The sequence below is a fragment of the Gelria sp. Kuro-4 genome (assembly GCF_019668485.1).
Classification (GTDB): Bacteria; Bacillota; DTU030; order DUMP01; family DUMP01; genus DUMP01.
Window position 1 is genome coordinate 592,213 of sequence record NZ_AP024619.1, and the last position, 21,894, is coordinate 614,106.

Below are 21,894 nucleotides of genomic sequence, written 5' to 3' on the forward strand. Positions count from 1 at the left end.
GCGAAAGCGCGGGCGGGAATCCCGACACGGTGCGCGGACGGCCGACAGGAAGGGGAATGATTATGCCGGATGCGTGGCAGCGTGTGCGCGCGGTTCTTCAAGAGCAGGAAGAAGAGGCCGTGCGCTTTCTCCAGGAGCTCGTGCAGGCGGACACCCAGGTGGTGGGGCACGGCATCGCCGGCGGTAAAGAGGCCGCCGGGCAGGAGCTCATCCGGGCGCGCCTTGAGCGCCTGGGCGCTGCGCCCGACGTCTTCGAGCCTGAGGCGGCGCGCCTTAAGCGTTACGGCCTGGGCAACGAAGGCCACAACTACGCCGGGCGCCCCAACGTGGTGGTGCGCTTTCCCGGCGCCGGCGGCGGGCGCTCCCTTATCCTCAACGGGCACGTCGACACCATGCCGCCCGGAGACCTGGCAGCCTGGCCGCATGCGCCCTGGAGCGGCACCATCGCCGGCGGCCGGCTCCATGGCCTGGGCGCTGCCGACATGAAGGCGGGCCTGGCCGGGCTGCTGCTGGCGGCCGTGGCCGTAGAGCGCGCCGGGGTGCGCCTTAAAGGCGACCTCATCCTGGAAAGCGTCGTCGACGAGGAGGGCGGGGGGAACGGCACCCTGGCCTGCCTGGACCGCGGCTACCGCGCCGACGGAGCGCTGGTGGCGGAGCCCACCCACCTGGAGGTGCAGCCGGCGCACATGGGTTTCATCTTCTACGCGGTGCGGGTGCAGGGCAAACCGCTGCACTCCAGCCGCAAGTGGGCGGGCGTGAGCGCCATCGAGAAGGCCATGAAGCTCATCCGCGCCCTGGATGAACTCGAGCACCGCTGGCTCCTTACCCGGCGGCACCTCTTTTTACCCGGTCCCAGCATCAACGTGGGCGAGATCCACGGCGGCGAGGCCGGCTCCACGGTGGCGGGGTGGTGCGAGTTCAAGCTCTGCCTGCACTACCTCCCGGGCGGTCCGGACGCCGGGCGGCGTACAGAGGCGGAGGTGCTGGCGGCGCTCCGGGACTGCGCCCAGGGTGACCCCTGGCTGCGCGAGCACCCGCCGCTCGTCACCAAGTACCAGGAGGGGAGCCCCTTCGAGGTGCCGGTGGACCATCCGCTGGTGCAGGCGGCGAGCCAGGCGGTGACCGCCGAGGAGGGTACGCCGGCCCGCATTACCGGCATGCCCGCCGGCTGTGACGCCCGCTACTTTACCAGCCTGGCCGGTATCCCCTGCGTCATACTGGGGCCGGGTGAGCCGGAGCAGGCGCACAGCGTGGGCGAATCGGTGGCCCTGGCCGAGTACCTGGAGTTTATCCGCATCGCCGCGCGCTTCATCCTCACCTGGTGCGGAGTGGCAGAATAAGGCGCCGTGCGGAGAATGACCCTGCGGCCCCTGCTTTTTTCGTACCGCTGCTCCGGGTAGAATCTCCTAAGATAGGTACAAGGAGGCGGAAAAGATGCGCGTTCTTTTGGCCGGCGAGTCCTGGGTTACCCACATGATCCACGTCAAGGGCTTTGACAGCTTCACCACCTCCAAATACGAAGAAGGAGCCGCCTGGCTCCTCAAGGCCCTGCAGGGCGCCGGGATGGAGGTAGACTACCAGCCCAGCCACGTGGCGCAGGATCACTTTCCTTTTACGGCAGAAGAGCTGCAGCGCTACGACGCTGTGATCCTGAGCGATATCGGCTCCAACACCCTGCTGCTCCACAACGATACTTTTGGTAAATCGGCCAGGCTGCCCAACCGCCTGGAGGCCCTGCGCGGGTACGTGGAAGCGGGCGGCGGCCTGGTGATGATCGGCGGCTATATGTCTTTTTCGGGCATCGACGGCAAGGCCCGCTACGGGGAGACACCGCTTGCGGCGGCGCTCCCCGTGGAGTGCCTCCCCGGCGACGACCGCCGCGAGGTACCACAGGGGATCACGCCCCGGGTGGCGGCCCCGGAGCACCCGGTGCTGACCGGGGTGCCGGAGAAGTGGCCGCACTTCTTGGGGTATAACCGCTTCCGCGCCAAGGGAGGGGCGACGGTGCTGCTTACCATCGGGGATGATCCCTTCGCAGTGGCCGGGACGTACGGCCGCGGCCGCAGCCTGGCCTTCGCCGGCGACTGCGCCCCGCACTGGGGACCGCCGGAATTCTTGAACTGGCCCGGGTACAACGCGTTCTGGGCCAATGCCCTGCGCTGGGTTGGAGGAAAGTGATGCCGAACGCCCGGGCCGAAAGCCCGGGCGTTGCTTATACTCTTAGCGCCGGTCGCGCAGGCGCCGTGCCAGCCGGGGTAGGAAACGGGCGGCCAGGAGGCGCAGGATCTGGCGGCGGGCGGCGATCACGGCGGCCACGGAAAAAAGCAGGGCGGCGATGGTGCCGAGAAAGGCCCAGAGGAAAGTGAGCATAGCATCACTCCTTCAAGGCTGGAGCGCATGTACCAAGAGGCCGGCTTCGATCAGGGCGAGCGCCATCATGCCGAGTTCCGCGCGCGTGGTGGCCCGGACATTGCCGGGCGCGGCGGCGAACGCAACAATGATCGCGCCGAGAGGCGGCAGGGCCGCCTCGAGCGGCAGGGCGCCCGGCCGGCCGGCCCAGAAAACGAACGGCAGGGCAGCCGCGGCGTAGGCGGCGGGCAGGTAACGGGCGGCGTTCCGGCCCCAACGCCGGCTTATCCAGGCGGCGGTGGTGAGTTTCGGCGGCTGCGCGGCCAGGTCGGCCTCCACATCGGCCAGGTGGTGCTCGGCCAACCAGGCCTGGCAAAGGAGGCCGTAACTGAGGACGGCCGGCCAAATGCGCGGGCTGAGTGTTCCCACCAGTGACCAATACGCCCCGAGGGTGCAGGCCAGGAGGGCCGGGAAGGCCCCCAGCCACTCCCCGGCCAGGGGGCGGTAGGCGAGGGAGAACGGAGGTAGGGAATAGGCCAGGGAGGACCACAGGCCGACGGCCAGCGGCACCAGCACCCCCGGTCCCAGGCGGGGCAGCAGCAGCACCGCCAGGGCCAGCGCCAGGAAAGCGGCGGCAGCGCTTACCACGGCCAGCGCGTGCGGGGTGAGGAGCCCGCGGACGATGACGCGTGAACCACCCGAGAGCAGTCCCGGGCTGAGACGATCGGTCCCGCTGGCCCAGTCGGCGCAGTCGTTCACCGCGTGGGTGACGATGCCGTGGAGCAAGAGCGTAGCCAGCGCCAAGAGCGTAAGGTCCAACCAGCGCTGCGGGGCAACACCTGCTTTCGTTGCCAGGCCGGCGGCCAGGTAGATTCCGCCGCCGCTCCAGGCCAGCACCGCCGGCCAGCGGATGAGAAGCCCCAGAGCGTAGAGCCGGGCGGTTGCCTTGGGCATCAACACTGCCGCCCCCTAAGAGCCTGGACCAGCCCTTCCAGTTCCATCCGGGTAGGGCTGGGCGGCAGCTTTGCCAGCTCCGCGAGCGCATGTTCACAAAACTCGTTGGCCCGCGCCCGGGCATAGGCGATGCCGCCGCAGCTTTCCACCGCGGCCCGGATGGCCGCCGCATCGCCGGGTTCAAGCGGTGGGGTCGTAAGGAGCGCCCGCAGCCGCGGCGCCTGCCGGCCCGTTTTAAGTGCCTGGATCAGGGGAAGGGTGATAACGCCCTGGGTCAGGTCGCTACCCCGGGGCTTACCCAGCCGGTGCGGATCCCCTACATAGTCCAGGATGTCGTCTTGAATCTGAAAGGCGTAACCTAAGTAGAGCCCGAAGCGCCGGTAGATGCTGTGAGCTGCGCGGCCGGCGCGGGCGGCCAGGGCACCCAGTTCGCAGGCGGCGGCCAGAAAGCCGGCCGTCTTTTTCCCTATGATGCTGTAATAGCCTTCTTCGCTCAGGTTCACATCAAAGCGGTGCTCGGCCTGCTCCAGCTCGCCTTCCACCATGGCCGTGATGGCGCCCGCCATGAGGTTGAGCGCCCGCGGCCCGCTGGGGGCTGCCGCCGTGAGGAACTGGCTGAAGAAGAAGTCGCCCACCAGCACCGCCGCCCGCTCCCCCTGGGCGGCGTTGAGGCTGGGATGCCCGCGCCGCACCGTCGCGCCGTCGATCACATCGTCGTGGGCCAAAGTGGCAAGGTGGAGGAGCTCCAGGGCGGCCGCCAGCCGGTAAACCGGTAAAGTGGGCGCCGCCGGGGATAAGGAGCGGAAGGCCAGTAGAAAGAGGCGCGGGCGCAGGCGCTTGCCTCCGGCCAGGGCCAGCCCCCGTCCCAGTTCCGGAGCACGCCGTCCCCCACCCGGCGCCAGCAGGCGCTCCAGCATTTCTTCCACCTGCTTCAAATCGGCAGCCACGCCGGAGCTGGTGCCGGCGGTGTCCGCCAGGGCCGTGGTGCCTTCCGCCGCCACGGGTGCTGTCACGTATTCACCTCCCGTCCGCCTGACTCATTCTAACTTACTGCAACCGGCTTTGGATGCTCTTGAAGTAACTCTGCACCTGGCTCAGCGCTTCGCGGGTCACAGGGCGGGTGCGGTACCAGCCGCGCTTATCGAGAGCCCCGAAGACCGAGGACTGCAGTTGGTGCTCCTCGGTCAGGATGTTGATAAGATCGCTGCGCAGCAGGTTATGGGCGGTTTCGTTGGCCGCGCTGTTGTAGGCCTCCGTAAGGTGCTTCTGCATGGTGAGGCAATCGCTCATGATGTCCCGTTCGGAAAGCTTCTCCGTCACCTTTATCCCTCCTTAAGGCTGAATTTCCTGGCTTAAGAGGTGGCGCATCAGGGTGTTGTAGTGTCCTTCATGCTTTTCCCGCAGGGAAGTGACCACCTTTTGCAGCTCGGGATCGGTCAGCTGACCTTCATAAGAACGCATCTTGTGTACGGCCAGCTCCTCCAGGAAAAGCTGTTCCTGGAGAGACTGGAGCTCCCGGTCGGTGAACACCTGGGTGCCCCGCGCACTTGTCTGAACCACGGCTATCCCTCCTTTGAAATCGCCCGCTGGACTGAGTCCCAGCCGGGCGGCTTGGTGCAGGCTTTTCCTAGTATGTACCGCTCGGCCCTGGCTATGCAGCAGGGCGCGTACGGCGGTGGCCGTCGCCCGCTGGCCGCGCTGCGCCAGTGAGCCGCCGCCTTCTGGTTGTGTGGGCGGTGAAACTTTTTGTCTGCCAGACAAGTAATCTATCCAGGAGGGGAGCGCAAAGTGGTACAAAGGCCTGCGGACGCCGAACTCGTCCGGCGCTGCCGGCAGGGCGAGCGGTCGGCAGTGGAGGAACTCCTCGGCCGCTACGAAAAGTACATCTACTGCCTGTGCCGCAGCGTTCTGGGCCGGCACGAGGACGCCTTGGATGCCACCCAAGAGGTGCTGCTCAAGGTTTTTGAGCATCTCTGCACATTTGACGTAACGCGGCCCCTTACTCCCTGGGTGCATCGCATCGCCCTGAACACCGCGCTCTCGGAGTTGCACCGGCGCCGTCCAGAGCTCAGCCTGGAGGACGAGCTGACGCGCCTCGGCCAGGAACCCGCGGCCTCCACTAACGTGGAACGAGAGGTGGAAGAGCGGGAAGGACTGCAGCACCTACGGCGGGAGCTGGCGGCCCTGCCGCCCCTGCAGCGGGCTGTGTTCTTTCTCCGCCACTTCGAGGACCTGAGCTACGAAGACATCAGTGCCACCTGCGCCCTGCCCCTCGGTACCGTCAAGACCTATCTCTTTCGCGGGCGCCGCCAGCTTAAGGAAAAGGTGGGCGCTTTCTTTGCCGGAGGTGCTGACAGTGAAGTGTGACGAAGATCTCTTACAGCAATACCTGGAAGGGAGGCTACCAGCCACCGCCCGCCGGGAAGTGGAAGAACACCTCGCGACCTGCGCCCACTGCCGGAAGGATCTGGTGCTTTACGGCTGGCTGTTCTGGGAGCTGGGCCAAGCCAGCCGGGAGCTTCCTCCTGCCGAGGTCCAAGACCTGGCGGCGGTGCACGAGCGCGTCGTGCGGGCGGTAACGGGGCCGTCGGCGATAGAGGGCGCTGCCTCCTGGCTGCGGCGCATCGCCGGGGGTGCCTTGGCCTGGCAGGGCTGCCAGGCCGGCTGGCTGGCGGCGCTGCGGCGCATTCCAGGTGAAGAGCAGGTGGGACAGGTGGCCCGCCTTACCGTGTTGGGGGCGGCCCGCTGGGGGCAGAGAGCGGCCGGGCTAATCGCTGTCCGCCTTCTAGCGGGCGTGTCCGCAGCAGGGAGAGCGTAGCATGAGCATGTGGGCAACAGTTGCGGTAGCTTTCGTCACCCTCCTGCTCCTCGGCCCGGTAAGCTACCAGGCTGAGCTAGAGGTGGCCGACGCGCTAGGGGGGCGGGGCCTTGTCACCTGGCTGGGCGGGCTGCTAGGGCTCGCCTTCCAGCTACCGGACGGGCCAGCGCTCACCCTGGCCGGGCACCCGGTAAGGCGCTTGAGCGGCAGGCGGAAGGAGCGGGCCGGTCCCGTCCGTAAAGCCGCCCCACGGCGCAAGTCAAAACAGGCCAGCACGCGCCGGTTTGACCCGCGTCCCTTCCTACGGCGGGAGGTCGCCCGGGCGGCCCTGGCCCTGTTGCTTCGCCTGCGGGCGGCCCTGCACCTGACCCTGGAGGGTGACGGGGTGGTGGCCTTCCCGGACCCGGCGGCCACGGGCTGGGCGGCCGGCCTCTTGGCGGCCGTGCCCCCCGAGCGTCTGGGCTTTCCTAGGCTGAATCTCACCTCTGACTTCACCGCTAAGCTACCCAGCGGCGCGGTGCGGCTCCAAGGCTGGTTTCTTCCCTTGGGGTTGGTCGGCTCTCTCGCCTTGGCTGCGGTCCAACCGGAGGGACGCCTCCTTTGGCGGACCTTTCGGCAGGTACGAAGAAAGACCAAGCAAGAAAGGAGATAAACGAGATGAACATCGTCAAAGAGAACCTGGAGGCCATGACGGCTGAGCTCGAGCGCTTCCTTACCACCAAGACCGTGATCGGGGAGCCGTTTACGGTGGGCGAGGTGACGCTCATTCCGGTGATGGAGGCAAGCTTCGGCCTGGGTACCGGTGGCGGTGAAGGTAAGGACGAGAAGAAGGGCAGCGGTGTCGGCGGCGGCGGTGGGCTGGGTGCCCGGCTGCGTCCCACCGGGGTGGTCGTGATCAAGGGCGGCGAGGTGAGCCTGCTGCCGCTGGGCGGTAAAGGGACACTGGAGAAGGTCGTGGAGCTGGTCCCCGAGTTACTGGCGAAGGTCAGCCTGTGCCACGGGCAGGAGAAAAAAGAGCAGGAAACCGAGTGACCAGCGGGGTCGGTCCTCTTCTTATCGTCTTAACAGCAACCTAGTATTCTGCGGTGCATTCTTAACAGAACTATGAAATACCGAGGTAAGAGCGAAACCCTAACCATTCGAGGGGGGTAGGATTCCTTCAACCAACCTAAGGCGCTGAGGTACGGCTACAAAGTAACCTGAGGAGGGGCGGCCGCAACGGCCTCTCCTCGTGGTGGAATGCATCCGCGGCGTGCCGCCGGCGGGGCACGTCGCCCCGGTCAAGGTGAATTCCGAGCCGGCGGGCCGGTCGGCGCGGCTCTTGTGAGGAATTCTCCAGGTTTATTAATGACACCGTAATCGCATTGCAACATTTTCTTAACAATCTCCTGTTATACTTGGTACCAAGCTATCCTATACCCCCCTTCTTATTTATAGACATGGGCTCCTTCCGGAGCCCGCCTTTTTTTCGCCGCCGACTTCTTGCCGGCGGCACGGGACCGTACGGGCGGGGCCATTAACGGAAACTTAACGGCCGCCTTAAGCGACCTTAACAAATAATTTCTATAATGAAGACGGTGGGAGGAGCCGGAACCGGCGTACCCGCCTGAATAAAGCAGAAAGGAGGAAAAAAAGATGGGTTTTGAAGCAGACCTGCACACCCACACCGTGGCCAGCCGGCACGCCTACAGCACCATCAAGGAGATGGCGGAGGGAGCGGCGGCCAAAGGCATCAAGCTCCTCGGCATGACCGATCACGGGATCAACATGCCGGGCGGCCCGCACGAGTACCACTTCGGCAACCTGGCAGCCATACCGTCCAACCTCTTCGGCGTGGAAATCCTGCGCGGCGTGGAGGCCAACATCATCGATAGCCGAGGTACCCTGGATATGCCGGAGTACCTACTGGAGCGGCTGGATCTGGTGCTGGCGGGCTTTCACGCGGGCACCGGCTTTGACGGCGGCTCGGTGGAGGAGAACACCCAGGCGATGATCGCCGCCCTCTACAACCCCTACGTGCATGCCGTAGTGCACCCGGGGAATCCGCACTTCCCGGTGGACATCGAGAAGGTTGTACTGGCCGCCAAGGCCACCGGCAAGGCCCTGGAGATCAACAACAGCTCGTTCTCCGTCAGCCGCACCGGCAGCGCGCCCCGCTGCGAGCTCTTTGCCCGCTACATTCACCGCCACAAGGTACCGGTTATCATCTCCAGCGATGCGCACATCTACACGGCCGTCGGTAACTTCGAACAGGCCCTCGAGGTGGCGCACGCCGCCGGCATCCGCGACGAGGAGATCCTCAACTACTCAGCGGAGCGAGTCAAGAGTTACCTCGCCGAACTCAAACGGCGCCAGCGGCTCTTAAGCCAGCGTACCTGCCCTGTTTCCTAAGGGTGGCGCTGGCTTTTGTTTTCGCGGATTGAAAAAAGGTGGAAGAGAGATGGCTCGCATTCTGGTAGTGGACGATGAGCCCCATGTGGTGGAACTCGTGCGCTTTAACTTGGAAAAGGAAGGCTTTCGGGTGCTGGCAGCCGATGATGGGCCGGCCGCTCTGGAGGTAGCGCGGCGCGAGGTGCCGGATCTCATCGTTCTCGACCTCATGCTGCCGGGCTTAAGCGGCCTGGAGGTGTTCAGGCTTCTTAAAGAAGAGAAAAAGACCCGGGCCATTCCGGTAATCATGCTTACTGCCCGGGCCAGCGAGGCCGACCGGGTGCTGGGGCTCGAGCTCGGCGCCGACGATTACATAGTAAAGCCCTTCAGCCCGCGGGAACTTATTGCTCGCATCCGGGCACGCCTGCGCCGCCTTCCCGCGAAAAACGAAGCGCCGGTATTACGGAGCGGCTACCTGGAGCTTTATCCGGACCGGTACGAGGTGTTCCTGGCCGGCAAACGCAAGGCCCTCACTCCCAAGGAATTCTCCCTGCTCGAGACCTTCCTCCGGAACCCGGGTAAGGTGCTACGGCGCGAGTTCCTTCTGGAGAACGTCTGGGGTTACGAGTATGCGGCCGATACACGTACAGTAGATGTGCACGTGCGCTACCTGCGGCAGAAAATCGAGGCCGACCCGGCCCATCCCGTGCTTATCGAGACAGTGCGCCGTGTAGGCTACCGGTTCCGGCCGCCCCTTACTGAGCACCGTTCGTTGTCGTAACTATCACCAACTGGAAACAGGTGGGCGGCAAAGAGGCAGAGAGAAGCTGTATACACGCTCCCAACCTCTCGACGCTGGTAAACCGCGCCGAGTTTCCTACCTAGCTTCTAAGAAAGAATTAAGGTCGTCTTAATATCCTTCTAAAATTGAGCGTGTACAATGAAGACAAAACGCCTTAGGAGGGATTGCCGTGAGGTTCTCGGCGAGGAGAAGTGTCGGCTTACTGGTGATACTGCTGACAGTTGTTTGTTTGACCCTGACCGCTGTTTTACCCGCCGTCCAGGCAGCTACGCCGTCCGCGCCAGCCCAAAATGTGATCTTGCTCATCGGTGACGGCATGGGTTACGGACAGATGACTTTAGGCCGCATTGTCGAGGGCGGCGCGCTAACGATGGACAGCTTCACGTATAACGGAACCGTTTCCACTTATCCCAACGACCCGGTGGAAAAATGGGTGACTGACTCGGCCGCCGCCGCCACGGCCATCGCCACCGGCGTGAAAACATACAATGCCGCCATCAGCGTGGATGTCAACAAACAACCGGTGAAGCTAAACTGACCGCGGAGAATTACAAAGACATCTTCACGGAGTACGTCGGCATTAATGACCTTACCCTTGACGAACGCGTTGCCCTGCTGAGTGCCTTCAAAGTGAAAGAGACCAACCCCTACGCCGCAGCTAATGCCGCCGCGGACATTGTAAGCCGCCGGGCTTACGCCGGCTGGACCTCTGGCGGCCATACCGGGAATGACGTGCCCGTCATGGCTTATGGTCCGTACGCTGAAGAGTTCGCAAGGCATTTGGATAACACCGATCTCAATAAGTTGATGTATAGGGCCTGCGGCTTCCAGAAATAGAAGCTTGTCTCCCTTTGGTAATATAAACCGGGGCCAACCCCAAAGCGGCACCCTTGCCTTGAAGGGCGGGGCGCTGTTGCTGCTCAAAAAGTTCTTACGCGTGCATAACGGTTGTAAGGCGGGACAGAATAATGAACGAAGGGTCTGTAGTGGCTGAGCCCAGACTGCTGCAGGGCGGGTTCGCTCTGCAGTGGTCGGCCAAAGGTTAACGCCGGGTGCTTGGCCTGGCGTTAGCCGGCGGGCAGACCGGCCGGTGTCTCCTCAGTTTCTGCGGCGGTCCGAAAGATCGCTGTGGGAGCGAGGGGGATGCCCGCCGGTCGAGCTAAGATCCGGCGAAGTGCCGCATGTTTTTTCACTCTGTTGAAAAGGCTCGAGGTTTAGGAGTTCCTCGCGAGAGGAACCTAGGCTTCCCAGGTACTTCGCCGGGTCGAGCACAGGTTGCTGCAGGTTCCGTAATGGTCCCCGGCGGTCGAAAGGCTGCCTTGGGCTATGCAGGGATCTGCAGCAGCTGCAGCGTAGGTCACTACGGGCTCTTCTTTTTTATGCCGGTCGTAAGGCGTCGTGCGAAGAATAGTCCTGCAGTTAGGCTTCTTGCCCGCCGGGATAGGAAGGAAGGGTTTCTGCCCCCAGATGTCGAAGATTAGAACAACTAAACGGCTACGGACGCTGGGGGGCTTTGGGGTGAACATCAACCAGTTGCGTACACTGGTCGCGCTTGCCGAGTGCAAAAGCTTCTCGTCGGCTGCGGAAAAGCTCTTTCTCACTCAGCCGGCGGTAAGCTTCCAGATCCACTCCCTGGAGGAACACTTCGGCGCCCGCTTGGTGGACCGCTCGGGCAAGCGGGCGGAACTTACGGAGGAAGGCCGCCTGGTGTGCGACTTCGCGCGCCAGACGCTCCAGCTCCTGGCGGAGGCGGAGTACCGGGTAAGCCAGCTCTCCTGCCACGTGCGGGGGCGCCTGCTCGTGGGTGCCAGCACTATACCGGGCGAGTACATCCTGCCGCACCTTATCGGCGCCTTCAAGGAGAAATTTCCTGAGGTGCAGATCAGCCTCGAGATCGGCGATTCCAGCGAGATCCGCAAGAAAGTTCTCGACCAGCGCCTGGACTTGGGCGTAGTAGGGGCGGTGGCCAATCAGGCCCAGCTGAATTCCACCAAGGTGCTGGAGGACGAGCTCATCCTGATCGTGCCGCCCGGGCACACCTGGCCTTCCCGCGCCCAAATCGCCCCGGCCGGCCTGCTGGAGGAAAACTTTATCCTGCGGGAAAAGGGCTCCGGCACGCGGCAGGTGCTGGCGGAGCGGCTGAAGGAAGTGGGGATTGAACTGGCCGACCTCAAGGTGGTGATGGAACTCGGCAGCACGGAGGCCATCCTTACCGCTGTGGAAGCCGGGCTCGGGATCTCGGTGGTTTCCCGCTGGGCGGCCGACAAGGCCCTGGCGCTCGGGCAGGTGCGCGAGGTGCGCGTGGTGGGGCTCAACCTCAAGCGCGACCTCTTTGTGGTCACCCACAAGCAGGCCCTGCCCAACCGGGCGCTGGAGGAGTTCCAGACCTTTCTGACCACCTTTAACACCCAGTCGCTGAGCCGTGCTGCCGGCTGAGGAGGTGAGGCCATGAGCAAGGAACAGCGCCTGACGGCGCTGACGGCCGCGTCCGGCTGAGGGGCCAAACTGGGTCCTGTGACCCTCTCGCAGGTGCTGCGAGATTTACCCGTGCTTACCGATCCGCGCCTCCTGGTGGGGCACGGCACCAGCGATGACGCCGCCGTTTACCAGCTGGCGCCGGACCTGGCCCTCATTGAAACCGTGGACTTTTTCACGCCGGTGGTGGACGATCCCTTCACCTTCGGCCAGATTGCCGCCGCCAACGCCCTGAGCGACATCTACGCCATGGGCGGGCAGCCGCTCCTGGCCCTCAACATCGTCGGCTTTCCCTCCTGCCTGGATACGGAAGTCCTGCGTGCGATCCTGCGCGGCGGGGCGGAAAAGGTGAAAGAAGCAGGGGCCCTGCTGGCCGGCGGGCACAGCATTCAGGATGAGGAGCCCAAATACGGGCTGGCGGTAACCGGTGCGGCCCGCCCGGCGGAGATCTGGAGCAACGCCGGCGCCCGGCCCGGCGACGAGCTCATCCTTACCAAACCGCTGGGGACGGGGGTTTTCCTTACCGCCTACAAGGTGGACCTGGCACCGGCCGGGGAGTTTGCCCCGGTGGCTGCCAGCATGGCCCGTTTGAATGCGGCGGCGGCCGCCGCCGCCCAGGCGGTGGGCGTGAGCGCCTGCACCGATATCACCGGGTTCGGCCTCCTGGGGCATGCTTACGAGGTGGCCGCCGCCAGCGGCGTTGACCTGGCCATTGACCTGGCGGCGGTGCCGTTCTTTCCCGGCGCGCGGGAGCTGGCCCGGCAGGGGTTGGTGCCGGCCGGCACGTACCGCAACCGCGAGTACTTAACGGGCAAGGTGGAGCTTCCCCAGGACCTGCCCGACGAGCTCTCCGACCTGCTCTTTGACCCGCAGACGAGCGGCGGGCTGCTCCTTGCCGTGCCCGCGCCCAAAGCAGGTGCCCTCCTGGACGAACTCGCCCGCCGCAGCGTGCCCGCCGCACGCGTCGGCCGGGCGGAACCGGTGGCGGGGGACACGCCGCGCCTGCGGGTTTACGGCTGAACCCCGGTTTTTGGAAAGGAGAAATCGCCTTATGGAAGAAAAACACGTGGACGCGCGGGGCCTCGCCTGCCCCCTGCCCGTGATCCGCACCAAAAAAGCCATCGAAGCCCTGACAGCCGGAAAAGTGGTGACCATTGTGGACAACCCTGTCGCCCGTGACAACGTCGCCAAGTTGGCACGCAGCCTCAACCTGCCCGTAGCCGTCGCTGTGGAGGGGAACAACTTCGTCCTCACCATTACCAAGGAGGGTGCCCTGGTCGAGCCGGCGCCCGGCCCGGAGACGGCGGCTGTGGCGCAGGCCGAGCGTTCCGGCCGCGGCACCGTGGTGCTGGTGCTGAGCGACGCCGTCGGCCGCCCGGCGGAGGAACTGGGGCACATCCTCACCAAGTCCTTCTTTTACACCCTCACCGAAAGCACACCCGCCCCGGCAGCGGTGATCCTTATGAACGGCGGCGTCCGTCTCAGCACCGAGGGCTCCGAGGTGCTGGCCAGCCTCAAGACCCTGGAGAAACAGGGCGTGGAGATCTTGTCCTGCGGTACGTGCCTGGACTACCTCAAGCTCAAGGATAAACTGGCGGTAGGGAACATCTCGAATATGTTCACCATCGTCGAAAAGCTCCTGGGTGCCGAGAAAGTCGTCACCATTTCCTAATGGTCCAGCTATCCCTTTTGGGAGGTATCTTATGAACCTGTCTCCGGCAATGGCGAGCTTACTCGCCCCCGAGCGCCTGACCGCCTTCGTCCTGGGCGCCGGGCGGGTGCTTTTCGTCCTGTTATTGGTGCTGGTGAGCGTCACCTTGGCCCTTAAGGCGGGCCGCCTGCTCATCGCGCGGGCACTGCGCCCCCCTGAGGGCAAAAAGTACCCCCTTGACCCGCGTCGCGCCCAAACCCTGCAGGCTCTCCTGAACAGCATCCTGCGCTACAGCCTCTACTTTGTTGGTGCGCTGGTGGTGCTGGATGCCCTGGGCGTGCCCACCACCTCCGTGGTGGCCAGCGCCGGGCTGGTGGGCCTGGCGGTGGGCTTCGGCGCCCAGAACCTGGTGCGCGATGTTATCACCGGCTTCTTCATCCTCTTTGAGGATCAGTACGGCATCGGCGAATACGTCGGCGTCGCCGGCGTGGAGGGAATCATCGAAGACATCGGCCTGAGAACCACGCGGCTGCGCGATTTCAACGGTGACCTGCACATCATTCCCAACGGGCAGATCAACCTGGTGACCAACAAGAGCCGCGGTTCGCGCCGGGCGTTGGTCGAGGTGGGCGTGGCCTATGAGTCCGATCTGCGTCGAGTACAGGAAATTCTTGAGGGTATTTCCCGGGAAATAGCGGCGGCCATGCCGGAAATAGTCGAAGGCCCCACCGTGCTCGGCGTCACCGCCTTGGGAGAGTCGCAGGTGACCTTCCAGGTCCTGGCCCGGACCGAACCCATGGCTGAATGGAAGGTGGAGCGTGAGATGCGGCGCCGCTTCAAGCTGGGGCTCGATGCGGCCGGGATTGAAATTCCTTACCCGCACCGCGTGGTTGTCCTGGAGGGGAAACAAGAAGGCGGCCTGCGGCCGGCACGGTGAAGCTGCCGGACGGCGCCCCCTTCTTCGCCGGGGAGGGATGAAGGATGGACAAATACCGCTTGGGCGACATCGTCCGCATGCGCAAGACGCATCCCTGCGGCAGTGACCAGTGGGAAATCATCCGCGTGGGCGCGGACTTTAAACTCAAGTGCCTGGGCTGCGGCCGGCGGGTCATGCTGCCCCGGCCCAAGTTCGAACGGGCGGTCAAGGAAATCGTGCGCTCTGCGGGGGAAGAATGACAAGGCGATGCATTTCCTTCCCCCCGCAGCCCAAACCCACAGGGAGACTCCCCGCACGGTAAAAACTTTGCCTTTAGCCACAAACAATGATATAATAACTACCTGGTAGTGCTCTGGCATTACCTCCCTGCCCTGCGCGCGGCGCAGGGCCGCAGGGGGAGACCCCTGATAGTCCGGAGGGAGGAGGTGAAACGAGTGGCCAGTTACGAAGTCATGTACATCCTGGCCCCCAACCTGGAAGAAGAGGCCTACGCTGCTTTGAGCCGGAAGTTCAGCGACCTTATTACCGAAAGCGGCGGCCGGGTTGAGAAGGTGGACACCTGGGGCAAGCGGCGCCTGGCGTACGAGATCAAGAAGTTCCGCGAAGGCTTCTACACCGTCATCTACTTCAGCGCCACAGCGGCTTGCGTCAAGGAACTGGACCGGGTAATGAAGATCACGGAGCCTGTGCTGCGGCACCTCATCGTGCGGCACGAAGAAAAGGATAACGCGAACGCCGAGGGGAAGGTGGCGGCGGAACATGCTTAACCGGGTTATCCTCATCGGCCGGCTGACGCGTGACCCCGAACTGAGGTACACGGCCGCCGGCGTTCCAGTAGCCAGGTTCACACTTGCGGTCGATCGTTCCTTCACCAACCAACAGGGACAGCGGGAGACGGATTTTATCGATATCGTCGTTTGGCGCCGCCAGGCTGAGATCTGCACCAATAACCTGAGCAAGGGACGGTTGGTAGCGGTCGAAGGCCGCCTGCAGATCCGCTCCTACGAGACCCAGGACGGGCAGAAACGCCGGGCCGCGGAAGTGGTGGCCGATAGCGTTCAGTTCCTGGATTGGCCCAAAGCGGCGGTGGGTGCCGGCGGGGGTCAGAGCAGCGGGAGCCCGAGTGGGGAGCCGAGCGGGGAACCCAGCGGCACCGAGGTCGAGTATAATCTGGACGATGTCCCCTTCTAAAAGGAGGGCGGAAAACGAGTGCCACGGCACGATAAACGGCGCAGCAAGAAGCGCGTCTGCAATTTCTGCGTGGATAAGATTGACGTCATCGATTACAAAGATGCCGGGCGGTTGCGGCGCTACATCACCGAGCGGGGCAAGATTCTTCCCCGGCGCATCACCGGTAACTGCGCCCGCCATCAGCGCCAGCTGACGGTGGCCATTAAGCGGGCGCGGAACGTAGCGCTGCTGCCGTTCACAGCCGAATAAAGCACAAGGCGCCCTGGGGCGCCTTGTTGGCTTGCAGGAACATGCGGCGGCTGCAGCGGCAGGGTAAGGAAAAGGTTTGGATCGAGGATTACGCTGCCTGCATGTCATGGGCGGGGAGGAAAGTGTAGGTCTTTGCCGAATAATTTAGAGACGGCTGTATTCTAAGGCGCATAAGGAATGGCCATGGTAGGGTTTTGGGGGTGGGCTGGGCATGAACGGCAGCACTACAGACATGTTTCCTTTATACGAAAGTGCTCCGAGACAGCTGCATACCATCTTCACACTGGCTTCTGCCATGAGCAGCGCGTGTTCCATGGATAGGGTCCTGAGCCTTGCCCTGCAGCATCTCATCAACAATCAGCCTTCTTTTGCGGCCGGCTATTTTTTGCTACAGGAGCCGGACAACGGCTGCCTGCGGCTGAGGACTTCTTACGGCTTTCCCTCTGAGGACCAGGTAGATGCCGTTGTTACCTCCAGTCGGTGGTTGTGGCAGAAAGCCTTCACCACGAGACGTCCACAAGTTTGTCCCAATACCTGCGTTTTGGCGGTCCCCCTTGTGACCAATGGCAGCTCTGCCGGAGTGCTGTGCCTGCACGGTTTCAGCGGGACCGGCACTTTCACACCCCGGATGACCACCTTCGTTCAGCCGGTAGCAGATTTACTCGCACCTTATGTGACGTCTTTCCTTCTGCATGAACAGCTTAGGAAAATTAAAGCAGAGCGTGAAGCAACCTGCCTGAGCCCAGACCTTCTGGCAATTCTATCCCACCAGCTACGTTCCCCTCTGTCGGCGATTAAAGGCTACGCTGCCACCCTGCTGCGCGACGATGTTAACTGGGATCGGGACGCTGTGCAGGATTTTCTAGAGATCATCCTCAGGGAAGCGGACAACGCCACAGCGGTCGTCACCGATATCCTCGATCACTCAGCCCTGGAAATTAAGAAGCTGGAACTTAATAAAGAGCCTGTTTTACTGCGGAACCTCTGCACTAAAGTTGTGCACGAACTCAAGTTCTCTGCCTGCCGGCATCGCTTCGCGGTGATCTTCGCGCCTGAGATTCATATTGTGGAAGCTGATCCATATCGCATTGAACAGGTTATCCGTAACCTGCTGGATAATGCGATCAAGTATTCCGACGGCGGTCTCATCGTGGTGCGCGGGGAAAGGAACAACGACGAGGTAGTTGTTAGCGTGGCGGATGAGGGTATCGGCATTCGCCCAGAACACCTAAACCGCTTGTTCGAAAAGTTCTACCGCGTAAAAAACTCTAGTCGTCATGTCACAGGGACAGGTCTTGGCCTGCCGATAGCCAGGCAGATCGTCGAGGCCCACGGGGGAAGAATCTGGGCTACCAGCAAGGTGGGCGCAGGGAGCACCTTTTACTTCTCTCTTCCCCTACCCCAGCGGGAGGACTAGGAGGTAGACTGGGAGGAATGAGTAGGTGAAAAAAGACACAATTTTGGTGGTGGACGATGAACAGGCGCTGCTCAAACTGCTGCGGGTAAATCTAGAGAGAGATTACAGGGTGCTGTTGGCGACCCACGGGGAACAGGCAATCCAGACGGTTGCCCAGGAACAGCCAGATCTTGTTGTCTTGGACATTATGCTTGGATCAGGCGAGGACGGCTTTCAAGTCTGCCGGCGCCTTCGTGAGTTTTCCGATGTTCCCGTTATCATGCTGACGGCTCGGGTTCAGGAGAACGACAAGGTCCAAGGCTTTGCTGTTGGTGCCGATGACTATGTGACCAAACCGTTTAGCCCCAAAGAGCTCCTTTCGCGAATCAACGCCGTCCTACGGAGGGTGCAAGGAGGAACCAGGCCGCAAACTTCCTCAATCAAGATCGGCCCACTTGAGATTAATCCGGTCCGCCGCTGGGTAACGCTGGAGGGGAAAAGCGTGGACCTCACTCCGACCGAATACAAGTTGCTGTATTACCTCGCCAGCAACAAGGGTAAGGTGTTGCTGCATTCCGAAATTCTGGCCCATGTCTGGGGTAGCGAATACAGGGATGAGGTTGAATACCTGAGGGTTTATCTTTCCCGCTTAAGGCAAAAGCTGGAGAAAGATCCCGGTTCACCAAAACTTTTACATACTCTACCGGGTATAGGCTACGTCTTGGATGATAAAGAGTAAGTTTTGGTACGGTACACACCTATGGGTTGTTCACGGCGCCTGTCACCCTTTTATCGGGGGACTTTTTTTATGCCTTTTTAACGTTATCACCCACCCTTTTTATGCGCTGTTAGCACCACATGCTTTACACTAGAAACGGGGGTGGTGAACAAATGGTTTCCAATCCGTCCACTAAAGCATTGCCGAGCTTAGCCTCCGCCACGCAGCACTTCTTCAAAGAAGCATCGGCTCACCTAAAGTTGGACCCAGGAATCACCAAAATCCTGGAACAGCCACAGCGGGAAGTGGTGGTACAGGTGCCGCTCGTTAAGGAGGATGGCAGTCTTGAGGTCTTTTCCGGTTACCGCGTCCAACACTCCAACGCCCGCGGGCCCTTCAAAGGCGGCATCCGCTTTCACCCTAGCGTCGACCTGGATGAGGTCAGAGGACTAGCCGCTCTGATGACGTGGAAGTGCGCGGCCGTTAACATTCCCTACGGTGGAGCAAAAGGCGGAATCGCTGTCGACCCGAAGACCCTGACAAAACGCGAATTAAAGACTCTAACGCAGAGTTTCATTAGTATGATCATGCCAGCGCTGGGTCCGCTTAAGGATATTCCTGCACCCGACGTTAATACATCGGCAGAGACAATGGGTTGGATTGTAGCCAAAGCCTGCGAGCTTGCTGGTGACGATGTGCGCGGAATCGTAACCGGTAAACCCATCGAACTGGGCGGATCTTTAGGCCGGCGCGAGGCCACCGGTAAAGGTGTGGCCGTCACCACTTTGAGACTTCTTAAATGGCTGGGCAAAGATCCCGCCAAGATGCGAGCAGTTGTTCAAGGATTTGGCAATAACGGCAGCTATACGGCACTGTACCTGGCCCAGGCCGGGTGCAAGATACAAGCTGTTAGCGATATCAGCGGCGGGTTGTATAAGGAAAGCGGCCTCGATATTCACGCCCTGCTGGAGTATGTTCAGACCTCTGATGACCACCTACTGGCCGGTTACCCGGACGCAACTCCTATGTCCAACGAGGAGCTTCTCAAGGCGGACGTAGACGTTCTCATCCCGGCCGCTCTGGAAAACCAGATTACCGTCGCCAACGCTGAACAGATCAAGGCCCCCATAATCATTGAAGCAGCCAATGCCCCAGTGACTCCAGAGGCCGATGCTATTCTCCGGAAACGCGGAACAATTGTGGTGCCCGACATCCTGGCCAATGCAGGTGGTGTAGTAGTATCTTATTTTGAATGGGTACAAAACCAGCAGGGTTATTATTGGGATTTAGACACGGTGAACACAAGGCTCACCATTACCATGCACCGTGCGTTCGATGATATTTATCTCCTGGCTAACGAGCAACACATTCCGTTAAGAACCGCAGCCTATGCGATTGCGGTACAACGGGTTGCGCGCGCGTTGGAACAGAAAGGGGTGCTTGTTTGCTAGGTCTCGAAAGGAGTGATGCCGAGTTGTCCAGCACAGTCCTTCAGCCAAACACGGACCTGGTTCGCGAGATATTCAGAGAGGCCTGTTCCTACTGCACCGGCAAAATGCGGCTCTCCGAACAGGAGGTAGTAACGCGACTCCAAAGCGGTTGCCCCAATGCCCACAGCTATTTTCGCTACTCCCTGGTAAGGGAACTGACAGCTTACCTGCAAAAAGTCGATGATAAGCTCAAGGCCGTCTACCTCTTCGGCAGTTCCCTGGAGGAATATGTGCAGTTAACTTCAAACATAAACATCCTTTTCTGGGTCACGCAACACTCTCCCGCCCTTGACTCACTCCTCAGTTGGTTTGAAGCCCGGTTTCTAGAGGAGTACAAGAGACTCCTTGGAACTCGAGTCCAAAGGATGAGCACGCTGCTCGATACCCACATCATCACCGATGACGACATCGCTCACAAGGTGGGCTACGCCTCCTTGGTCGGCTCTATGCATAAACCAGCCTTAAAGATCTGGGAACGCACCGCCTGTTAAAGTGCGGATACCAAGCCCCCCTTGGTATATATGGAATAGACTCCGTTCGGGGAGTCTAACAGGCAAAGGCGAACTCTGATGGGTTCGCCTATTTTCTGTGCGCCCGGCATGGGCGCTGTCTATAGGGTGAAAGACCCGAACGGCGAAGGTAGCAGTAGCCGTAGCTCAAGGCCAGGGTGTCCGCCGCGAGGCGAAATTTGAAAAAAGCCGGCGGCAACCCCCGCCCGAGGACCGCGAACCCCAGGCGAGGTTAGAGGCAGTTGGATGAGGAGGGAGAGTGGCTTAAGGCGATCGTTCCAGCCCTCAGCGGCCTCTCTGCCAGCGAGACCTGGATAAAGCACGTGCTTCGGCCGCTGGTACAAGCCCGGTTACGTTGCCTGATACGTTCCCATCCATCAATCTCGGGGTTTGGGTGTAACTAACCGCGCACTTTGCCCCTGGGAATGTCCTTTTGGTTGGCTTTCGCGCGCCGGTCCCGCAGGGGGAGGTTCCTTAACCGGATCTAAGCCGAAAGGTTCTTAAAAGCTCGGGCGCTGCATAGGACAGATGATGCGCCCTCTGACGAAGCCGCCGGCAGGGTTGGATGAATCGGCCCTCCTCCCCCCAGAAAAACCGGCAATGCAACGAAATAGCAAGTGAAGAGACAACAAGGAGGTAGGGTTGATGAAAGGGAGAACAGCTAAGCTCTTCGTGGCACTCATGGTAGTAGCAGCGTTGCTCCTTGCCGGTCCGGCATGGGCGGCGCCTAAGAAGGCTGGAGCGGCCCATGGAGAAGGTGCGTCGGCGGCTGCAGCAACGGCGTTGAAAGACCAGAACCGCGTAGAGGACCAGGTGCAGCTTGAAAACGGGGACCAGGTTGAGGAACAGAACGAAGAAGGAGACCAGCTTGAAGAAGACAATCAACAAGAGGAAGACCAGGACGGGGTAGAGGAGAAGAACCGGACGCGCGCAGAGAACGAGGTCGAGCAGCAGACGCAAACCCAAGACGGGGAGAAAGTGCAAGATCAAGTCCGGCTTAAGACAAAAGCCAAGGTCGAGGCCGAAGCGCAGGAGCAGCTGCAGCACCAGGAACAGGAGGAAGAACAGAAACAGGAACAGGAGCAGGAACTGGAGCAGAAACAGAAGAAGGCGAAAGCGGAAGAGGCCCCTGCCACTACAGTGCCCAAGGCGACGGCGCAGCGCAACCGGGTAGGGCCGCAGATATTCGTGAACGGCCAGCTTCTCAAGGACGCGTTGCCGCCGGTGGTGAAGGAGGGCACCACACTGGTTCCGCTGCGTGCGCTGGCTGCAAGCTTGAAGGCCCAGGTGGCCTACGATGCAGCTACTAAGACGGTCACCGTGGTCAAGCAAGGCGTAACCATCAAGCTGAACTTGACCAGCGGCACTGCGGCGCTGAAGGACCAGCTGGGTCAGGAGAAGACCATTCCCCTGCCCGTTCCGCCTCAAGTGATAGAAGGTTACACCTTCGTCCCGCTCCGTTTCATCTCGGAAAACTTCGCGGCGAGTGTGTACTACGATCTATCCACGCAGGTTATCACCATCCAGGAACCGGATGTCCCGGTGCCGACGCAAGAGCCTGCTCCGTCGGTAGAAGAAGCCGCTCCGCCCGTGGAAGAGCCTGCTTCGCCGACGACGGCTCCGCAACAGTAACGAAGTTTTACTTGCTGCCCTGCCCAGATATTGGGCAGGGCTTTCCTACGGTGCCTTGACACGATCCCGCCGTGGCGGCACAATTGTCGCCCGGCGGCCCGTATGTTATAATGGGAAACAGCAAAGGAGGGCTGGTCATGCTGGAGAAACACCTCAAAACCCTACATAAGGGCAACCTGCAAAAGAGCCTGGTGAACGGTGGGTGCGGCCAGTGCCATAATTCGTGCCAATCGGCCTGCAAAACTTCGCTTACCGTCGGGAACCAGAGTTGCGAGAACACGCGCCGGCGCTGACTTGGCTTGGGCGCGGCCCGCGGCGGGCGCGTATACCCGCCGGCGGGCCTAATTTTTGTT

29 protein-coding genes are annotated in these 21,894 nt (G+C 61.8%); 24 read left to right on the top strand and 5 right to left on the bottom strand.

The window, feature by feature from the left end; genetic code table 11:
* Nucleotides 1-62 precede the first annotated feature (62 nt).
* Nucleotides 63-1,340, top strand: a complete 1,278-nt coding sequence (locus K5554_RS03105; protein ID WP_221039688.1) for an ArgE/DapE family deacylase — start codon at nucleotides 63-65, stop codon at nucleotides 1,338-1,340.
* 94 nt (nucleotides 1,341-1,434) lie between these two features.
* Nucleotides 1,435-2,178 (top strand): glutamine amidotransferase, encoded by a 744-nt coding sequence (locus K5554_RS03110; RefSeq protein WP_221039689.1) that lies wholly within the window; start codon nucleotides 1,435-1,437, stop codon nucleotides 2,176-2,178.
* A 42-nt stretch (nucleotides 2,179-2,220) separates the two neighbouring features.
* On the opposite strand, the gene K5554_RS03115 is transcribed toward K5554_RS03110, so the two are convergent.
* The 5 genes from K5554_RS03115 to K5554_RS03135 are packed head-to-tail and all read right to left on the bottom strand — an operon-like array spanning nucleotide 2,221 to nucleotide 4,863.
* The gene (locus K5554_RS03115; RefSeq protein ID WP_221039690.1) at nucleotides 2,221-2,370 is read right to left on the bottom strand and encodes a hypothetical protein; all 150 of its coding nucleotides are present in this window, start codon (nucleotides 2,368-2,370) and stop codon (nucleotides 2,221-2,223) included.
* Between the two features lie 12 nt (nucleotides 2,371-2,382).
* The gene (locus K5554_RS03120; RefSeq protein WP_221039691.1) at nucleotides 2,383-3,306 is read right to left on the bottom strand and encodes a prenyltransferase; all 924 of its coding nucleotides are present in this window, start codon (nucleotides 3,304-3,306) and stop codon (nucleotides 2,383-2,385) included.
* Entirely contained in the window at nucleotides 3,303-4,316 is a 1,014-nt protein-coding gene (locus K5554_RS03125) for a polyprenyl synthetase family protein (RefSeq protein WP_221039692.1), read from the bottom strand. The genes K5554_RS03120 and K5554_RS03125 overlap by 4 nt, the downstream gene beginning before the upstream one ends.
* A gap of 34 nt (nucleotides 4,317-4,350) precedes the next feature.
* The gene (locus K5554_RS03130; RefSeq protein WP_221039693.1) at nucleotides 4,351-4,623 is read right to left on the bottom strand and encodes a spore coat protein; all 273 of its coding nucleotides are present in this window, start codon (nucleotides 4,621-4,623) and stop codon (nucleotides 4,351-4,353) included.
* Nucleotides 4,624-4,635: 12 nt separating this feature from the next.
* The gene (locus K5554_RS03135) at nucleotides 4,636-4,863 is read right to left on the bottom strand and encodes a spore coat protein (protein ID WP_255565486.1); all 228 of its coding nucleotides are present in this window, start codon (nucleotides 4,861-4,863) and stop codon (nucleotides 4,636-4,638) included.
* 228 nt (nucleotides 4,864-5,091) lie between these two features.
* On the opposite strand from K5554_RS03135, the gene K5554_RS03140 reads away from it, so the two are divergent.
* From K5554_RS03140 to scfA, 22 genes are all read left to right on the top strand, one after another.
* Nucleotides 5,092-5,670 carry an RNA polymerase sigma factor gene (locus K5554_RS03140; RefSeq protein WP_221039694.1) on the top strand — a complete coding sequence of 193 codons (579 nt, stop codon included), beginning with the start codon at nucleotides 5,092-5,094 and terminating at the stop codon, nucleotides 5,668-5,670.
* Nucleotides 5,660-6,121, top strand: a complete 462-nt coding sequence (locus K5554_RS03145; protein WP_221039695.1) for an anti-sigma factor — start codon at nucleotides 5,660-5,662, stop codon at nucleotides 6,119-6,121. The genes K5554_RS03140 and K5554_RS03145 overlap by 11 nt, the downstream gene beginning before the upstream one ends.
* Before the next feature lies 1 nt (nucleotide 6,122).
* On the top strand, nucleotides 6,123-6,773 hold the full coding sequence (locus tag K5554_RS03150; RefSeq protein ID WP_221039696.1) for a hypothetical protein: 651 nt from the start codon (nucleotides 6,123-6,125) through the stop codon (nucleotides 6,771-6,773).
* A gap of 5 nt (nucleotides 6,774-6,778) precedes the next feature.
* Nucleotides 6,779-7,153: a GerW family sporulation protein gene (locus K5554_RS03155; protein ID WP_221039697.1), complete on the top strand. Its 375-nt coding sequence runs from the start codon at nucleotides 6,779-6,781 to the stop codon at nucleotides 7,151-7,153.
* Between the two features lie 603 nt (nucleotides 7,154-7,756).
* Nucleotides 7,757-8,512, top strand: coding sequence for a phosphatase (locus K5554_RS03160; RefSeq protein WP_221039698.1), 756 nt, complete (start codon nucleotides 7,757-7,759; stop codon nucleotides 8,510-8,512).
* A gap of 49 nt (nucleotides 8,513-8,561) precedes the next feature.
* Nucleotides 8,562-9,272: a response regulator transcription factor gene (locus tag K5554_RS03165; protein ID WP_221039699.1), complete on the top strand. Its 711-nt coding sequence runs from the start codon at nucleotides 8,562-8,564 to the stop codon at nucleotides 9,270-9,272.
* Between the two features lie 190 nt (nucleotides 9,273-9,462).
* Nucleotides 9,463-9,831, top strand: coding sequence for an alkaline phosphatase (locus tag K5554_RS14560; RefSeq protein ID WP_305038869.1), 369 nt, complete (start codon nucleotides 9,463-9,465; stop codon nucleotides 9,829-9,831).
* A 92-nt stretch (nucleotides 9,832-9,923) separates the two neighbouring features.
* Nucleotides 9,924-10,130 carry an alkaline phosphatase gene (locus tag K5554_RS14650; protein WP_221039700.1) on the top strand — a complete coding sequence of 69 codons (207 nt, stop codon included), beginning with the start codon at nucleotides 9,924-9,926 and terminating at the stop codon, nucleotides 10,128-10,130.
* Nucleotides 10,131-10,811: 681 nt separating this feature from the next.
* Nucleotides 10,812-11,729 carry a selenium metabolism-associated LysR family transcriptional regulator gene (locus K5554_RS03180; protein ID WP_221039701.1) on the top strand — a complete coding sequence of 306 codons (918 nt, stop codon included), beginning with the start codon at nucleotides 10,812-10,814 and terminating at the stop codon, nucleotides 11,727-11,729.
* 12 nt (nucleotides 11,730-11,741) lie between these two features.
* Nucleotides 11,742-12,788, top strand: coding sequence for a selenide, water dikinase SelD (gene selD / locus K5554_RS03185; protein WP_221039702.1), 1,047 nt, complete (start codon nucleotides 11,742-11,744; stop codon nucleotides 12,786-12,788).
* A 31-nt stretch (nucleotides 12,789-12,819) separates the two neighbouring features.
* Nucleotides 12,820-13,440, top strand: a complete 621-nt coding sequence (gene yedF, locus K5554_RS03190; protein ID WP_221039703.1) for a sulfurtransferase-like selenium metabolism protein YedF — start codon at nucleotides 12,820-12,822, stop codon at nucleotides 13,438-13,440.
* A gap of 31 nt (nucleotides 13,441-13,471) precedes the next feature.
* Nucleotides 13,472-14,356, top strand: a complete 885-nt coding sequence (locus tag K5554_RS03195; protein ID WP_221039704.1) for a mechanosensitive ion channel family protein — start codon at nucleotides 13,472-13,474, stop codon at nucleotides 14,354-14,356.
* Nucleotides 14,357-14,400: 44 nt separating this feature from the next.
* On the top strand, nucleotides 14,401-14,595 hold the full coding sequence (locus K5554_RS03200; RefSeq protein WP_221039705.1) for a DUF951 domain-containing protein: 195 nt from the start codon (nucleotides 14,401-14,403) through the stop codon (nucleotides 14,593-14,595).
* A 195-nt stretch (nucleotides 14,596-14,790) separates the two neighbouring features.
* Complete coding sequence (gene rpsF, locus K5554_RS03205; protein ID WP_221039706.1) at nucleotides 14,791-15,123, top strand: 30S ribosomal protein S6; 333 nt, start codon at nucleotides 14,791-14,793, stop codon at nucleotides 15,121-15,123.
* On the top strand, nucleotides 15,116-15,547 hold the full coding sequence (locus K5554_RS03210; protein ID WP_221039707.1) for a single-stranded DNA-binding protein: 432 nt from the start codon (nucleotides 15,116-15,118) through the stop codon (nucleotides 15,545-15,547). The genes rpsF and K5554_RS03210 overlap by 8 nt, the downstream gene beginning before the upstream one ends.
* Nucleotides 15,548-15,565: 18 nt before the next feature.
* On the top strand, nucleotides 15,566-15,796 hold the full coding sequence (rpsR, locus tag K5554_RS03215; RefSeq protein ID WP_221039708.1) for a 30S ribosomal protein S18: 231 nt from the start codon (nucleotides 15,566-15,568) through the stop codon (nucleotides 15,794-15,796).
* A 211-nt stretch (nucleotides 15,797-16,007) separates the two neighbouring features.
* Nucleotides 16,008-17,213, top strand: coding sequence for a GAF domain-containing sensor histidine kinase (locus tag K5554_RS03220; protein WP_221039709.1), 1,206 nt, complete (start codon nucleotides 16,008-16,010; stop codon nucleotides 17,211-17,213).
* Between the two features lie 25 nt (nucleotides 17,214-17,238).
* Complete coding sequence (locus K5554_RS03225) at nucleotides 17,239-17,931, top strand: response regulator transcription factor (protein ID WP_221039710.1); 693 nt, start codon at nucleotides 17,239-17,241, stop codon at nucleotides 17,929-17,931.
* Nucleotides 17,932-18,083: 152 nt separating this feature from the next.
* Nucleotides 18,084-19,361 (top strand): Glu/Leu/Phe/Val dehydrogenase, encoded by a 1,278-nt coding sequence (locus K5554_RS03230; protein ID WP_221039711.1) that lies wholly within the window; start codon nucleotides 18,084-18,086, stop codon nucleotides 19,359-19,361.
* On the top strand, nucleotides 19,355-19,891 hold the full coding sequence (locus tag K5554_RS03235; protein ID WP_221039712.1) for a hypothetical protein: 537 nt from the start codon (nucleotides 19,355-19,357) through the stop codon (nucleotides 19,889-19,891). The genes K5554_RS03230 and K5554_RS03235 overlap by 7 nt, the downstream gene beginning before the upstream one ends.
* Nucleotides 19,892-20,554: 663 nt before the next feature.
* The gene (locus K5554_RS03240; RefSeq protein ID WP_221039713.1) at nucleotides 20,555-21,541 is read left to right on the top strand and encodes a copper amine oxidase N-terminal domain-containing protein; all 987 of its coding nucleotides are present in this window, start codon (nucleotides 20,555-20,557) and stop codon (nucleotides 21,539-21,541) included.
* Nucleotides 21,542-21,678: 137 nt separating this feature from the next.
* Nucleotides 21,679-21,834 carry a six-cysteine ranthipeptide SCIFF gene (scfA, locus tag K5554_RS03245; protein WP_221039714.1) on the top strand — a complete coding sequence of 52 codons (156 nt, stop codon included), beginning with the start codon at nucleotides 21,679-21,681 and terminating at the stop codon, nucleotides 21,832-21,834.
* The last annotated feature ends 60 nt before the right edge of the window (nucleotides 21,835-21,894 follow it).